Genomic DNA, 14,434 nt, shown 5'->3' on the forward strand with positions numbered 1-14,434 from the left:
CGCCCCGGACATCGCAAAGCTCACCGTGGCGTCCCAGCCCTGATCCACAGCACGGGCCAACCGATGCGCGTCCAAGACCCGCTTCGTCAGAGGGTGGTTTGTGACCTCTTCTTCGCTTTGCGGCTGGCTGATCTTTGCGGACCCATAGCCGATGTGGTGGCGTCGCGCTAGGACGGTCGTGAGTGGACGTGCGGCGTATCCGAGTGACCTGACCGATGAGCAATGGGCGGTGGTCGGACCGTTCCTGCAGGCGTGGAATGATCGGCATCCGTCGGTGTCGGGGCATCAGGGCCGTTACGAGCTGTGGGAGATCGTGAATTCGATCTTCTATCAGAACCGGACGGGTTGTCAGTGGGCGTATCTGCCGCATGATCTGGCCCCGAAGTCCGCAACGTACTACTACTTCGCGCTGTGGCGTGATGACGGTACCGACCAGGTGATTCATGACCTGCTGCGCTGCCAGGCGCGGGAGAAGGCCGGCCGGGCGGAGGACCCGACCGCGGTGGTGTTGGACACCCAGTCGATCCAGGGCGGCCAACCACGCCCCTGCCGCGACGACCGGCAAGGACGCCGGCAAGAAGGTACCCGGCCGCAAGCGGGGTCTGGCCGTCGATGCTCTCGGCCTGATCATCGCGGTGGTGGTGACGGCGGCGTCGGTCACCGACAACGCGATCGGCATCCGGCTGCTGGACAACGTCCGCGCGCACACCCCGACGGTGACCACGGCGTGGGCCGACGCCGGGTTCAAAGACGACGTGCAGATCCACGGCACGGTCCGAGGTATCGGCGTCGAGCAAGTCCTTCGGACGTAACAAAAGTGGTTGCTTCCGGCGTGGGTGTCGGCGAAACTGTCGGGGTGGCGGCCAACAGCAGGGTGACGATCGCGGCCCACGCCTTGGCATGGCTGGAACTGGCCAGGCGGCGCGGTCGTGAGGTGCTCACCTCCGAAGAGGTGGCGGCCAGCGTCAACACGAACGCGGTCATCATCCGGCGCAGTCTCGGTGACCTGCAGCGGGCCGGCCTGGTGACGGCACGCCGCGGCAACGGCGCCGGCTTCTCCCTCGGGCGGCCGGCAACAGAGATCACGTTGCTGGACGTCTGGCTCGCCGTCTCGGCGAAGCCGCTGCTCGCCCTGCACCACTCCGAGCCGAACCTGGAGTGCCCGGTCGGACGCGGCATCCGTCCGGTGCTCACCGACCTGTACGACGAAGCGACCGACATGTTTCGGGCGGCGCTGGCGCGCTGGACCGTCACCGACGTCCTGGAAAGGATCCTGGCATGATCGTCGAACTGCGCCGTTACACCCTGCGTGAGGGACGCCGTGACGAACTGATCGATCTGTTCGACCGCGAGTTTGTGGAAACCCAGGAAGAACTGGGGATGGCCGTGCTGGGCCAGTTCCGCGACCTCGACCGGCCCGACCAGTTCGTGTGGCTGCGCGGATTCACCGACATGCAAGCGCGCCGGACCAGCCTGACAGCCTTCTATTCCGGCCCCGTGTGGGCGAAGCACGGACCAGCGGCGAACGCGACAATGCTCGACTCGGACGATGTACTGCTGCTCCGTGAGATCGTCGCGGTGCCGGTATCCGACCGCAGCACCGCCAACCCCGAATCAGTCTTGCACGCGACAATCTGGTACTGGGCCGGCCCTTTCCCCGACCCCACCCACAGCTCGACGCAGACCCTGGCCTTACTGAGGACCGAGTACGCCCCGAACGACTACCCCCGGCTGCCGATCCGTGAGCAGGAGCACGCCCTAGTCTGGCTCACCCGGTCACCCCTACAGGAAGGCGTCCCAACGGAAGTGGTGAAGACCGAACGCTTCCGCCTCAGCCCCACCCGCCGCTCCAGCCTTCACTGGCGAACTCAACAGCGCGCCGTCGATGCCGAGCGACACGCTCGCTGGTGCGTCGGCTCGGGACGGGGCGACGGCGTGTACGCAACCCACGTGGGTCGCACCGCCGACGGGCGCCTCGCCAGCTTCGTCACCGACTTCCGCGTCGTGCTGCTCGAATAGCGTCCACGTCATCGCCCCAAGGCCACGTGCTCAAGGGCGTGCCCACCCAAGAGGACGTACACTCATGCCGCTGGTCGCGCGGAGCCGTCAGGAGCTCTGACCGTCTCGCCGGAGGGTCGGCCGGCGGCAACGCATCGTTGCGCCAGTAGGCGACGACGATGGCTGTGCCGCCATGGACAGCGTTCCGATTGGAGCAGCCGTGGTGCCAGCGATCGTTGCCGTCCGGACGGCAAAGTGCTGGGCGTGGGGTCGGGCAAGTGCCTGGACGCCACCGCGCACGGCACGGCCAAAGGGACACTGCTGGAGACCTGGACCTGCACGTGCGGCGACAACCAGCGGTGGTTGAGAACGTAGGCTGTGCGGCGTGGCGACGCTGCATCGTGTGGATCTCCCGGGGCTTATCGGCGACGAGCCGCTGGCGTTCCTAGCGGCCATGAGCCTGCTCGACCAGCTCCAAGGGGCCAGCTACCTGCACTGGGATGCGGCGGACCGACACGCGGTGCTGCACTGCCAGCGCTATGCCGGCGTGCCGGACATCGTCGCCGACCTGGTGCAGCGGCTGCAGAAGGTCGGCCCGGGGCAGGCAATCCCGAACACCCCGGGCTTTCCGGTGTCTCGGCGACGGGGCGCGCCCGACCCGCTGCGGGTGCGCCCGGCCGACTACGGGCGGCTGGTGGACCGGGTGAGCCGCGCCTCCGGCGGGGTGCGCTGGCTCACCGCAACCGTGACCGACCGGGCCACCGACGCGGCCGGGCACTGCCTGGTGAACCCGCTCATCGCGGTCCGCGGGCGGCAGACCGTCGGCAGCTTCTGGTACTACCCCATGCTGGCGGTGCGGGCCGACCCCGAACGGCTGCTGACCGAGGCGCTGACCGGGTGGCGGCGGGTTGAGGGCGCGGAGGGGTGGCTGCTCGACCACCGCGCGACCTACTCCACCGACCCGCAGCTGCCCGGGCCGGGCGGCAGTCTGGCCGTGCCCGGCGCCACCTGGCTGGCGACGCTCGCGGTGTCCCGGTTCGGGTACAGCCGCCGCAACGGCATCGACGACGGGCCGGTGCTGCCGAACGGATGGTTCCGGGCCGGTGACCGGGACGTGTTCCTGTGGCCGCTGTGGACGCTGCCGGCGAACTGGAACGTGCTCGGCGGGGTGTGGAACGCCGGGTGGGGGTACGACAGCTGGAACCTCACGGCGGCCCAGAATGGCGCGCTGCAGGCATCCATCCTCCGAACCCACGGCGTGATGGCGCCGAACGCCATGGACTACACCGTGGACCTCGGCATTTTCGCGATGTGCGCGGCCGCGCGGCCACCAGGCGGCGCGCTGACCCCGGAGCCCGTCGAGGTCGAGCGGCGGCCCTCCGAGTACAGCCGCGAGTACGAACCATGGAAGGGCTGGGACGGCGACTATCCCGACCCGGGCGACTACCCCGGGCGGTACGGCTGGGGATGAGTCAGCTGCCGATCACCAGTTCCTAGGGCGGGGCGGTGAAGTCGCGAGCCGGCAGCATCGGCAGGCCATCGTGCTCGACACCGGGACGTTGGGTCCGGCCGACGTCCCGAACTGCCGATGACAGCGCATCCGATCAAGCGTGTTGGACGAGGGTGCCGGTCGTCTGGTAGGCATTAGGCCGCTGGAGGTTAGTTGTCTGGGGTTCTGTAACGATCCCTGAATCTGCGGAGGGATGGCGGAAGGCGATTAGGGGCACCATTTCCGCAAACGGGGACCACCTGAGTCAGCCGGATTTCGATCGGCGGATCGAGGCTCTGCTCTGCCGGCTTTACAGCGGCCCAGACGACGAGGTGCGAGTTTACGACGGCCGGGGTGGCGACGGCGGCCGTGACGTCGTCGTCCGACAGGGGCAACGCCTCCGGATCTTCCAGCTGAAGTACTTCCGGGACGGATTCGGAGCCGAACGCCGAACGCAGCGTAAGCAGATCGTCAACTCTTTCCACGAAGCTATGGCACACCAACCCGATGAGTGGATCTTGGTGATCCCAACGAATCCGACTCCCGGCGAGGAACGATTTGTCCACGATCTCGGTGCGTGGCCGCCGCCGTGGAACGAGTGCGGGAGGCGTTGGCCTGCTACGACACTCTCGCCACCACCGGCGGATGCCGGCCCTCCATCGTCGAACTCGGCCGGCAGGTCGAATACGCCGGTACGGCGTACCGGCACGCCCAGCACCCCCAGCTGCTGCGGGTCCTGCCCGACCTGCTCGCCGACGCCCGCCACGCCGCGGCGGACGGCAGGCCAGCACCCACTGCGCACCTGCTGGTACGGGTGTACCGGCTCGCGGCCCAGGTACTGGTCAAACTCGGCGAGCCCGACCTGGCCTGGCTCGCCGCCGACCGGCCGATGACCGCTGCCGGCAGCGACCCGCGACGTACCGCCATTGCCGTAGTGCCTCTCGCGCAGGCCCTGCGCGCCCTGAGCCGGGGCCGCCTAGCGCTGAGCGTCACCATGACCGCCCTACACCAACTCGACGCGGCATCGCCAACCAAGGCCCCGCCGGAACGGCTTACCCTCACCGGAACCCTGCTGATCGAAGCCGCCCTCGCCGCCGCCAGCTACGGCGACGCCACCACCACCGGCAACCTCACCGACCGGGCCGGGCGGCTGGCCAACCACAACCGCGACCACAGCGAGTTCACACCGATCGTGGTCGACCTCGCCCGGGCCCTGGCCGCCACCAGCCTCGGCGACAACGGCCAGGCCATCGCCACCCACCTGCACGCCACCAGCACGTACGCCTGGCGCCGGCTGCCCGCCGAACACCGCGCCGCCCACCTGATCGACATCACCCGCGCCCACCTCGCCATCGGGGACCACCAGGCCGCCGGACGTGCCCTGGTCACCGCCGACCAGATCGCCCCCGGCGAGACCCGCATCCGTCCCGCCGCCCGCGCCGCACTCACCACCGTCCTACGCGCCGGCCCCTCCCCAGCAGATGTCACCCGCCTCGCCACCACCATCGGCCTGACCCGACGTTGAACACTCCGCTGCCTGTGCTGCCCGCGTTGATAGCAGCCATACGACTCGCTGCGGTGCTATCGGTTCAGACCGACCTTCGCACCGCAGAGGAGCGCCGGGGTGGGCGTGCGTCATCGGGACGACCACCAGGTCGAGGTAGCCGTGACCCGGAAGCCCAGGGACTCGTACAGCGGCCTGCCCAGCCGGGACGCGGTCAGGGTGACCGGCAGGCCGGTGATCGACGCCAGGGAGCCGAGCATGAGCGCGCGCCCCACGCCCCGGGAGCGGAACGCCGGCGCCGTTCCCACCCAGTAGTGGCTGCCCAACCCGCCTTCCACCGTGGTGACGCACGCCCCGGCGACCTCGCCGTCCAGTCTGGCGAGGAACACGTCGACACCTGGCTGGTGGATCAGGGCCGCGGGAAACATCTCACCGGCCCGGTAGGGCTCGAACCTGGACAGGGTGAAGGCCGCGATCACGGCCTGTTCGGCCGCGCGCAGGTCCTCCTCGGTCCGCAGCCGGATCACCGGTATCGCCGGCTCGGCGACCGCACCGGGCGCACGCAGCATGATCGGCATCTGCCGGCCGTTCATGTCTAGGCGGCTCAGGTCCGTGGCGCTGAAGGGATCCTCCGCGTCGATCGGGCCGGACGCCCGGCCGGCCAGGTCGATCAGCTCCGCGAGTTCCTCGCGGCCAAGGTCGGGCTCCTGGACCAGGATGCGCAGGCCCGCGCGCTCATCTCCGGCGACGGCGAGGAAGCCGCGGCGCCGGATCACGGTGTGACCGCGGGCGTGGCCGACGGCCGTCCAAAAGGCGGCGGAGTTGCGGGCCTGGCGCAGAGAGGTGTCGGAGGCGCTCGCGGACCGGTCGCGGGTGTTCAGGTCGATCGTCATGGCGGCAGGTGTTCCTTCTCTTTGGTAGGGCCGGTACGGCGACATCGCGCGGTGGTGCGGGCCGTCGGTCACGGACGTGGGCGGGCGTCGCTGGCCCGCCGGTCGGGCGCTGCGGCGAGTAGCGTCGCGGCTCTGCTGGTGAGGGTGTCTAGCGTCCACCGCTGGGGGTACGGACCGTAGGAGACCCGTGCGACACCGAGTGTTTCCAACTCGGCGGGCGTGGGCATGGCGGGCACTCCCAGCAGGCTGAGACGGCCCGGGCCGAAGGCGGCGACGAGTTTCCGGATGTCGCGCGGGTCGCTGCAGCCGGGCACGAAGACGCAGTCGGCGCCGGCCGCGAGGTAGGCGGTGCCGCGTTCGACGGCGGCGGCGAGGGCGGTCTCGGGCGGGCCGGTGAGGTAGGCGTCCGTGCGGGCGTTGAGCACGAAGGGCAGGCCCTCGTCACGGCCCGCGGCCACCGCTGCGCGTACCGCCCGTACGGCCTGGTCGACCGGCCTCATGGCGTCCTCGAGGTTGCCGCCGACGGCGCCGGCGCGGATCGCGGCGCGAACCGTCGCCGCCACGTCGCCGTAGCCGCCCTCCAGGTCGGCGGTCACCGGAAGGTCCACGGCGGCGGCGATGCGGGCGATGGCCGCGAGCGCGAGTTCGACCGGGATGTGTTCGCCGTCCTCGTAGCCGTGGGCCGCCGCGATGGAGTGGCTCGCCGTCGCGATCGCGTGGCACCCCGGCACGGCTGCCACGGCACGGGCCGAGGCAGCGTCCCACGCGTTGACCAGCACCAGGATCCTCGACTCGTCGTGCAGCGTACGCAGCCGCCGGGCCTTCTCCTGAAGGGTCGGTGTCGAAGTGGTCATGTGGCTCCCGGGTCGAGTGTCTGGAAGGGCCGGCGGTGCGCGGCCCAGGTGACGGCGAGGGTCGTGGCGAGCCCGGTGGCCAGGAAGACGAGCCCGAGAACGAGCCACCCCGGCCCGGACCAGACCATCACCAGGGTGGTCAGGGCGGCCGGCCCGACGGCACGGGCCAGCGGGACGCCGCTGGAATACACGCCCTGCCACTGCCCGGGGCGGGTGGGATCGGCCAACGCGAATCCGACGCACCACGACCCGGCGGCCAGTCGCAGCTCGCCGGCCACCTGCACGGCCACGGCGGCGAGGAGGAGACCCGCGGCGACGGCAGGGTCGGTGGTGGCGGTCGCCGTCCAGAAGAGCACGCAGGCTGCGCAGAGCGCGAGGCCGGCGAGGCGGATCGCCCGGGTCGCCTCGGCCAGGGTGGTCACCCGTCGGGCCGCCCGGCGCTGCCAGCCGAGGACGCCGAGGGTGTTGACGACGAAGACCGCCGCCACGATCCAGCGCGGCGCCGCCGTGCGGCTGGTCAGGTAGAGGGGGAGCAGCACGCCCAGCATCGGCATGTACAGGTACAGCACCGCGTTGAGCGCTGCGACCACGACGTAGCGGATGTCCCGCGGGGCGTCCCATCCGTGGCCCGCCCGTACGGGGGCCCGTGCGGCGGGCGGCAGCCGGGTGAGCATGATCGCGCTCACGGCGAAGAGCGCCGCGTCACCGACCAGGGCGGCGCGGTAGACGGTGGGCGTACCGGCGAGGAGCGCCAGCCCTCCGGCGGTGGCGCCGAGCCCGATGCCGGCGTTGACGGCGGTCTGGATACCTGCTCGCACCGTGACCAGTTCGGTGGACGGCACCAGGGAGACCAGCAGGGCCTGCCGGGTCGCGCCGGCCCCGCTCTGGGCGATCGCGTACGCGACGCAGGCGGACGAGACCAACCAGGGTGCCGGTGCCGACGCCAATGTCAGCAGGGCGGCCGCGGTGGCCATGGACAACAGGATGGTCACCCGCCGCAGTCCGATCCGGTCGCCCAAGGCGCCGACGGGATGGGTGAGGAGGAAGCCGGCCCCCCACGCGACGGTCAGCAGGCCGCCGACCTGCGCCGGCCTCAGGTGGCCGACCTGCACCAGGTAGACGACGAAGGTCACGTAGAAGCAGCCGTCGCCCACGGCGGTGACGAGCTGCGCCCGGAGCAGGGTGGTGGCCGGCCGCCGGTGAGGAACCGCGGTGAGCGCGGCCGGGCTAGGCGAAGCTGAGGCCATCGGAGCGGGCCCGCTTGAGTTCGGAGAAGGCCCGGCAGCCGGCGAGCAGGCGGGCGCCGTCGAAGACCCGCAGGGCCTCCTCGCCGCGGGGAATGGAGGTCAGCACGGGGCCGAAGAAGGCCACGCCGTCGATCACGACGGTCGGGGTACCGAGGTCCTCGCCGACGAGTTGCCGGGCCTTGGCGGTGCTGGCGCGCATCTGCGGGTCGAGGTCGCTGCAGCGGGCGGCGTCGGCGAGGTCGGCGGGCAGGCCGGCCTCGGCCAGGGCCGCCGGGACGACGGTGGCGAAGTCCTTGTCGCCCTCGTCGTGGATGCGGCGGCCGAGCGCCGGGTAGAGGTGGGCGAGGGCCGCCGGGCTGTGGTGCACCGCAGCTGCCACGCACACCCGCGCCGGCCCCCACGCGCGGTCGTTGAAGGCGCGGTACCAGGGCTCCAACTCGCGGTCTTCGTTGAGGACCGAGAGGCTCATCACCTCGAACCGCAGGTCGATCGGACGCAGCCGTCCCACCTCCATGAGCCAGCGGGAGGTGATCCAGGCGAACGGGCAGGACGGGTCCACGTAGGCCGTGACCACCGGGACCGACGTACGATCGAAGTTATCTTCCATGGAAGAGAAGTTACCTTCTATGGAAGATAAGATGCAAGCGTGAATGAGGACCGCATCGCCGGCATCGTCGCCCAGTGGCGTCGTGAACGTCCCGACCTCGACCCCGACCCGTTGCTGATCATCGGGCGGATCCAGTGGCTGGCCGAGGTGCTCGACGCGGCCCTGCGGCCGCCGTTCGCCGAGGCGGATCTGGGAAACGGCGAGTTCGACGTGCTGGCGGCACTGCGCCGGGAAGGCACGCCGTACACGCTCACGGCCGGGCAGTTGAGCCAACGGATGCTGGTTACCACCGGGGCGGTGACCAAGCGAGTCGACCGGCTCATCGCCCGGGGCCTCGTGTCGCGTTCGGTCTCCGACAGCGACGCTCGGGGCAGAGTGGTGGGGCTGACCCCGGCCGGCGTGGCGTTGGCCGACCGCCTCATCGAGCAGCATCTGGCCAACGAGGCGGCCATCCTCCGCGAGCTGCCCGACGCCGACCGCAGGGAGCTCAAGCGCCTGCTGGCGGCGTTGGCCCGGATCGTTCGTTCCTGACGGCCGGCCCGCCGGCCCGGCGAAAAAGTCCCATCCTCGATGCGACGCGTCCGGGCTCTCCTCAGGGGACATCGACAGCGCGTACTTCGGCCCGGGCAGGAGGCTCCGGCGGTCCGAACCTGGCGGACGCGGAGCCGTACCCGGGGCCCTCGACGTGCGCAGGATCCCGGGCAGGGGTGCCCAGCTCGGCGCTGTCCGTCAGTGGGAGGCGGCGCGATCGAGGATCATCGCCAGCTCGTCCGGGCTGTCGCGCATGAGATTGTGCCCGCCGGGCAGGGCGTGGGTGGTGCAGCCGGGGTCCGCACTCAGCTTCAGGTAGGTCGTGGTGAACGGGGACTGGTCGGCCCGGCCGGCGGCGTACACGTAGTCTCGGCGCTCGATGTGCCCGAGATCGCCGGTAAGCCGGAGTGGCTGGAGCAAAGAGGCGATCGGGTGGGACGTGGCCCGTGCGTCGAAGAACGGCAGCGGCCGGGACGCGCAACCGGTCTCGTCCACGTCCACGTACCACCGTCGCTCCTGGTCTGACACGAGTGACCAGCAGGAGTCACCGTGAGCGGGTACCACGGCGTCCAGGTAGACCAGGGAGCGGACCCGGTCGGGTGCGCGGTCCCCGGACCCGGTGATCACCATCCCGCCGTAGCTGTGCCCGACGAGCGTCACGTCCCGCAGATTCTCGCCCTCGAGCGTGGCCACCACGTCCTAGATGTGGGTGTCGAGGTTGACCGTGCCGTGCAGCAGGTGGCTGCGTTCACTGACGCCGGTCAACGTCAGCGGATGGACTGTGTGCCCCGCGCCCGGTAGCCGGCTGGTGAGCTGCTCAAAGCACCACCCGCCGTGGCACATCCCGGGGACGAGTACGACGTTTGCCATGATCCTGCTCCTTGCGTTGATCTCGAATGGTGGTGGGGCGCCGGAGGTCGCCGACGAGGGCGATCACCGCGGCAGCGGCGCACAGGACTGCGGTCCAGGCGAGGGTGGCCGTGGTGGAGGTGTGGTCGGCGACCAGGCCGGCGAGCCAGGGGCCAGCGGTCTGGCCGTCGGTTCAAATCCGGCCATCCCGACAAGGTGAAACAGCAGGTCAGGAGGCTGGTCCGAGACATCGGACCGGTCTTTCTCACTTCCTGGGGACCACGTCGGTCAAGTGCGCCGTCCGGTAGCGCTCCTTGACCCCCAGTAGTCCGGTGGCCCAGCGGCATGCTCACGCACGTTTGCCCCGGTCACCTGAAGCATAAACCGGCCGAGTAAGGGAGTCGTCACACCGCCCCCGGGAGTTGTCTCCTGATCTTGGACACTTGAACCTTGGATCATGATGATCCGGATGGACAGGAGTCCTGGAACACGATGGTAAACAAGCACTACCCCGCGCAGGTCAAGGCCGACGCGGTCGCGTTGTACCGGTCCCGGCCGGGCGTGACGATCGCGCAGATCGCTGATGACTCGGGGTCAACCGGGAGACGCTGCGTAGCTGGGTCCGCGCTGACGATCAACGGCGGGGCGGGACCGCTGGGCCAGCGACGACGGCGACGAGGCCGGGACCATCGGTATCGCGGCCAACCGGCCGGTCGAGGTCTACGTCGGCCTATCATCACAGTTGTCTCTAAGATCAAATCCTGCTAGACCTTGGTGGCAGACGGTCAGATCAGGAAATGGTGCACCGCCACACCATGGCTGCAATCGGGGCGTGTACGCCCAGCTGTCGGCAGATCTGCTGCTGCCTGGACCAGAGTTGCGTGCGGGAGCAGCACAGCAGTACGGCGATTTCGTGGTTGCTGTGCCCTTCGGACAGTAGGCGGAGGCGCAAGTCATCGTCGCTCAGGCCGCCTGCCGCGTCGATTTCGTGCGGGGCCGCAAGGCTTGTGTCGCGGTCCGTGCTCGGCCGGGCGGTGGGCTCATTGTTTGCCAAGCGGGTTCTCCTCGCAAAGGCGGTGGGGTGGGCCGTGCGTTTGGCCCACCCCACCGGGCGCTGGTTGCGGCCTCCTCGGTCAGGGTTGGTAGATCGTGGCGATGGCGTACGGCTCGACGCGAACGGGTCCACGCAAGCCGTAGGGGTCGGTGCGAGAGCTGGTCTGGTTGTACTTGGTCACCGCGTTCCGCATGGTGGTGCGGACGACGACTTTGACCTCGTTTGGTCCTGCCTTGATGTACGGGGTTAGGTCCCAGGTGACGTCGGAGACGATCTGGGCGCCGACTCGCTTGCCGTTGACGTGGAGTTCGGTGGTGCCGTCGACCTTGCCGAGGTTGATCTGGACGCCCTTGCCGGCGCCGATCCAGTTGGCGGGAATGGTGAGGGTGCTGGTGTAGGTGCCGACGCCGGATTCACCGGCGATTTGCGGCCGGTCACGCCAGTCCCACAGTGGAAAGGTGCCCGACAGTGAGGGGATCGTGATCGTGGTGTGCCCGGTCGGGGTGAACGCCTCGACCGACAGGCTCCACGTGTACGGGCCGGGGTTGGCGGCGCGTTCGGGCACGTCGGTCTTGACCAGCACCTTGGGGCCCTTGCTGAGTCGGAACTGGTGTGTGCCGTCGGACGTGGTCTTGTAGAGAATTGTGCCGTTCGCAGTGGTGACCAACTCGCCGGTGTCCGGAACGTCGCCGATCACATGGATGCCAGGCTTGCGGCGGCTGTCGACGGCGAGGACGTGGGTTCCCTGCCTGGGCAGTGTCAGCGGCACGACCACTCGGCCCTTGCGCTGTTCGTAGTGTGCGGCCGGAGTGACCGTGCCGTCCCACAGGTTCATGTTCAGCACGGCGCCGGTGCCCTCGATGCCTGGGCTAAAGGAGACTTCGCGGTCGTCGGGGTTGTAGAAAAAGACGTAGCGGACACCGTCGGCCTCACGCAGCTGGGTGAGGACGTTCGCGTTCTCCCATGCGACGCGTGGAGCAAGGTCTTCCTGGTCCAGGGCGTCGGCAACATCGCCCTGGGTTTCGACGCGTCGGACGTGCTTACCCTTGAGTGCCTGCTTGATGAACGTACGGACCTCCTCGTCACCGGCGGTGCCGGCGGCGTAGCCGGCATCCGCGTCCGGCACGGCTCCGACGAAGATGATCGTGAGCCCAGCCTTGGCGGCTGCGGCGAGGGCCTTGGCGGCGTACACGGGCACAGCGCGCTCGTCCACGACGAGTGCCTGGTACCGCGGGCCGTTCGGAAAGAGCACGCCGTCGCCGATGACTCCGTCCTCGGCCAGTCCCTCCGGGTCGAGGTACTGGATGGTGTAGCCCCTGCGCTCCAGGCGGCGGGTCTCGAACAGCTGGGACGGCTGGGTGCCTTCATCCGTGGCCGTGCGCGCCGCTGTGGTGAGGAATCCCTTGCGGTAGATGGCGATGTCAGTAAGGGGCGTGCCGGTCTCCAGCACCTGAGTGCCGCGGGCCCAGTACGCGTTGGTCTCCTTGAACACCGGCCACTGGGGGTTGTTGACGTCGTTGAAGCTGTCGTGGGAGGTATCGCCGAAGCGATACTGACCCGGCCATCGCGCCCCGAGCGACATGTACTGGAAGCCATGCAGGAAAGGCTGGGTGATACCCGCTGCCCACTCCTTGTCGATCATCGCCTTGTAGTCGCCGAGGTCCAGTTGGTGCGAGTTCTGTGGCTGGGCGCCGATCTCGGTGGAGATGCGGGTAGTGCCGCCTTGATGGGCACCGCCGACGACAGTACGCTGCCAGTCCAGCGCAAAGCGCCAGCCGTAATTGTCGATGGTGACCGGGAATCGGTCACCGGAGTTGTAGGACTCGCCCTCCACCTTGCCGCCGAGGCGAGCGAGTTCCCGATTGCTGCGGATGGGTTCGAGGTCCTGACCGTACGCGGCCTGCGCCTTGTACCGCATGCCGTACCGGGCCGCCCACTCCTGGAACGGCGCCAGGTGGTGTTCGACGTACAGGTCGGTCAGCAGCGTGTAGTAGTCGGTGCGGACCTTCTCACCCTTGCCGCCGGGCAGGTCGAAGTCAGGCACCGGCGGCGTCGTGGGCACCCAGTATCTGCTCATGCCGTGCTGGAACATCAGCGGTAGGTACTTGGCCATCGGGTAGCCGCGCCGGGTCTGGAACTCGGCGGGGAAGGATGGGGCCCAGAACAGCGAGTCGGCGTTGAGTTCGAGCGAGTCCTCGAAGAAGTCACCACCGACCTTCTTGAGCGCGTCGTAGTTCTCCGGCCCGATTTGGAACTCCTCGAGGTACTCCGCCGCCTTCGCCGCCGCGTTCTTGTCGAAGGCGCTAGTCACCACTTTTGCGGCGTCACGCTGCCAGAACGCGAAGATGATCCAGTCTCCGCTGCCCGGCGGTGTCCAGATGAGCCTGTCGTTCGCGACGTCGGCCGTGAGGTCGACCAGGGACGCCTCGTCCAGGATTGTGGAGGTAGCCGGGATCCGCACCGGGGTCCCCCAGCGGGGCCGCTCGGCTGCCGGCAGCAGTTCGGCGGCGGGCCCACGCGTGATCACCCGGGCGGCGGTGACCGCCACGAGGATGCTTGGGCGCGCACCCGTCGGGTCGTCAAAAGTCTTGGGTACGTCACCGGAGAATTCCGCGCCGCCACGGACATCGACGCGCCCGTACTGCAGTTCCTGCTGGGCGTAGCCGGTGCCCGAGCCGGTGTTCGGGGTCTGTACGGGCCAAGCGGCACCCATCGTCATGCTGACCGTGACATCAAGCTGGCGCGCCTTGTCGAGGACGGCACGTAGGTTGGCACGCTGGACCTCGTTCGCCCACGCGTCAGTCGAGTAGGCGATCTCCACCTCGCCGAACCCGGCAGCCCGGATCGCGGCGATCTCGCGGATAGTCTCCTCGATCCCGAGTGGTGCGCGCCACCACCAGCGGACCGCGGGCAGGAACTGCTGCGGAGGGCTCTGGAACGCCGCCGGTGCGATCGGCGCCGCCCGGAAGACCGGTCCGGTTCGGGCTGGCGTACGCACGGCCCGCTCGTGCAACGGAACCGCCGCGCTGGTCGCCGCACTCGCGGTTCCCTCGGCGATGATGCCGCCGGCGGCGGTCGCCGCCGCAGCGGACGTGGATATTTGCATGAACCTGCGCCGGGAAACGGGACTTTGCATGGTGCTCCTTTTGGCCGCGGGGGGGGGTTGGATTAGGCGGCACTTTCGCTCGACTGCTAGCCGACGGGTGCGAGGTGGCGCCGGGGTGCAGGGCTACCTAGGGCTTGACTTGGTCAAGCCGTGAGGCGGCTGCCCGAGCCTGGACGCTGGCGGTGGTCGGCCAGGGTCCAGGAGGGTGGGTCAGTTGAGCGAGCCGGCGGGTACACGTAGACGGCGTCGGGCTTGCCGCCCGCAGCGTCCATCTGCAGAAGCACCGCCGATGCCGGCCACAG

Annotated in this window: 12 protein-coding genes and 2 pseudogenes; 7 read left to right on the plus strand and 7 right to left on the minus strand. The window is 69.4% G+C overall.

The window, feature by feature from the left end:
- Positions 1 to 178: 178 nt before the first annotated feature.
- The 6 genes and pseudogenes from Vqi01_RS31465 to Vqi01_RS20560 all read left to right on the plus strand — a co-directional run.
- A pseudogene (locus tag Vqi01_RS31465) lies at positions 179 to 809 on the plus strand (IS5 family transposase); the annotation flags it as partial.
- Positions 810 to 877: 68 nt separating this feature from the next.
- Positions 878 to 1,282, plus strand: a pseudogene (locus Vqi01_RS20540) (Rrf2 family transcriptional regulator); the annotation flags it as partial.
- On the plus strand, positions 1,279 to 2,019 hold the full coding sequence (locus Vqi01_RS20545; RefSeq protein WP_204036452.1) for an NIPSNAP family protein: 741 nt from the start codon (positions 1,279 to 1,281) through the stop codon (positions 2,017 to 2,019). The pseudogene Vqi01_RS20540 and the gene Vqi01_RS20545, both read left to right, overlap by 4 nt.
- A gap of 243 nt (positions 2,020 to 2,262) precedes the next feature.
- Complete coding sequence (locus tag Vqi01_RS30875; RefSeq protein WP_239098533.1) at positions 2,263 to 2,373, plus strand: RICIN domain-containing protein; 111 nt, start codon at positions 2,263 to 2,265, stop codon at positions 2,371 to 2,373.
- Positions 2,374 to 2,383: 10 nt separating this feature from the next.
- Positions 2,384 to 3,469 (plus strand): type I-G CRISPR-associated protein, Cas3-extension family, encoded by a 1,086-nt coding sequence (locus Vqi01_RS20555; protein WP_204036453.1) that lies wholly within the window; start codon positions 2,384 to 2,386, stop codon positions 3,467 to 3,469.
- 595 nt (positions 3,470 to 4,064) lie between these two features.
- Positions 4,065 to 5,012, plus strand: a complete 948-nt coding sequence (locus tag Vqi01_RS20560) for an XRE family transcriptional regulator (RefSeq protein ID WP_204036454.1) — start codon at positions 4,065 to 4,067, stop codon at positions 5,010 to 5,012.
- Positions 5,013 to 5,122: 110 nt separating this feature from the next.
- Here Vqi01_RS20560 and Vqi01_RS20565 read toward each other — a convergent pair whose 3' ends face one another.
- The 4 genes from Vqi01_RS20565 to Vqi01_RS20580 form a co-directional block, all read right to left on the minus strand.
- Positions 5,123 to 5,884 (minus strand): GNAT family N-acetyltransferase, encoded by a 762-nt coding sequence (locus tag Vqi01_RS20565; RefSeq protein ID WP_204036455.1) that lies wholly within the window; start codon positions 5,882 to 5,884, stop codon positions 5,123 to 5,125.
- A 68-nt stretch (positions 5,885 to 5,952) separates the two neighbouring features.
- Positions 5,953 to 6,738 (minus strand): isocitrate lyase/PEP mutase family protein, encoded by a 786-nt coding sequence (locus Vqi01_RS20570; protein ID WP_204036456.1) that lies wholly within the window; start codon positions 6,736 to 6,738, stop codon positions 5,953 to 5,955.
- A complete protein-coding gene (locus Vqi01_RS20575) occupies positions 6,735 to 7,985 on the minus strand; it encodes an MFS transporter (RefSeq protein ID WP_204036457.1) in 1,251 nt (416 codons plus the stop codon). The genes Vqi01_RS20570 and Vqi01_RS20575 overlap by 4 nt, the downstream gene beginning before the upstream one ends.
- Complete coding sequence (locus tag Vqi01_RS20580; protein WP_204036458.1) at positions 7,966 to 8,592, minus strand: mycothiol-dependent nitroreductase Rv2466c family protein; 627 nt, start codon at positions 8,590 to 8,592, stop codon at positions 7,966 to 7,968. Before Vqi01_RS20580 ends, Vqi01_RS20575 begins: the two co-directional genes overlap by 20 nt.
- Positions 8,593 to 8,631: 39 nt before the next feature.
- On the opposite strand from Vqi01_RS20580, the gene Vqi01_RS20585 reads away from it, so the two are divergent.
- The gene (locus Vqi01_RS20585) at positions 8,632 to 9,123 is read left to right on the plus strand and encodes a MarR family winged helix-turn-helix transcriptional regulator (RefSeq protein WP_204036459.1); all 492 of its coding nucleotides are present in this window, start codon (positions 8,632 to 8,634) and stop codon (positions 9,121 to 9,123) included.
- A gap of 198 nt (positions 9,124 to 9,321) precedes the next feature.
- Here Vqi01_RS20585 and Vqi01_RS20590 read toward each other — a convergent pair whose 3' ends face one another.
- From Vqi01_RS20590 to Vqi01_RS20595, 3 genes are all read right to left on the minus strand, one after another.
- Positions 9,322 to 9,819, minus strand: a complete 498-nt coding sequence (locus tag Vqi01_RS20590) for an alpha/beta fold hydrolase (RefSeq protein ID WP_239098534.1) — start codon at positions 9,817 to 9,819, stop codon at positions 9,322 to 9,324.
- A 3-nt stretch (positions 9,820 to 9,822) separates the two neighbouring features.
- Complete coding sequence (locus tag Vqi01_RS30880) at positions 9,823 to 9,993, minus strand: hypothetical protein (protein WP_239098535.1); 171 nt, start codon at positions 9,991 to 9,993, stop codon at positions 9,823 to 9,825.
- Positions 9,994 to 11,105: 1,112 nt separating this feature from the next.
- The gene (locus tag Vqi01_RS20595; RefSeq protein WP_204036460.1) at positions 11,106 to 14,162 is read right to left on the minus strand and encodes a glycosyl hydrolase; all 3,057 of its coding nucleotides are present in this window, start codon (positions 14,160 to 14,162) and stop codon (positions 11,106 to 11,108) included.
- Between the last annotated feature and the right edge of the window lie 272 nt (positions 14,163 to 14,434).

Source organism: Micromonospora qiuiae, from assembly GCF_016863555.1.
GTDB classification, from domain to species: Bacteria; Actinomycetota; Actinomycetes; order Mycobacteriales; family Micromonosporaceae; genus Micromonospora; species Micromonospora qiuiae.

What these genes read in the sequence shown, in the direction of transcription:
- Vqi01_RS20595 (WP_204036460.1), bottom strand. Translation starts at nt 14,162, where the DNA reads ATGCAAAGTCCCGTTTCCCGGCGCAGGTTCATGCAAATATCCACGTCC.
- Vqi01_RS20570 (WP_204036456.1), bottom strand. Translation starts at nt 6,738, where the DNA reads ATGACCACTTCGACACCGACCCTTCAGGAGAAGGCCCGGCGGCTGCGT.
- Vqi01_RS20545 (WP_204036452.1), top strand. Translation starts at nt 1,279, where the DNA reads ATGATCGTCGAACTGCGCCGTTACACCCTGCGTGAGGGACGCCGTGAC.
- Vqi01_RS20575 (WP_204036457.1), bottom strand. Translation starts at nt 7,985, where the DNA reads ATGGCCTCAGCTTCGCCTAGCCCGGCCGCGCTCACCGCGGTTCCTCAC.
- Vqi01_RS20565 (WP_204036455.1), bottom strand. Translation starts at nt 5,884, where the DNA reads ATGACGATCGACCTGAACACCCGCGACCGGTCCGCGAGCGCCTCCGAC.
- Vqi01_RS20580 (WP_204036458.1), bottom strand. Translation starts at nt 8,592, where the DNA reads ATGGAAGATAACTTCGATCGTACGTCGGTCCCGGTGGTCACGGCCTAC.
- Vqi01_RS30880 (WP_239098535.1), bottom strand. Translation starts at nt 9,993, where the DNA reads ATGGCAAACGTCGTACTCGTCCCCGGGATGTGCCACGGCGGGTGGTGC.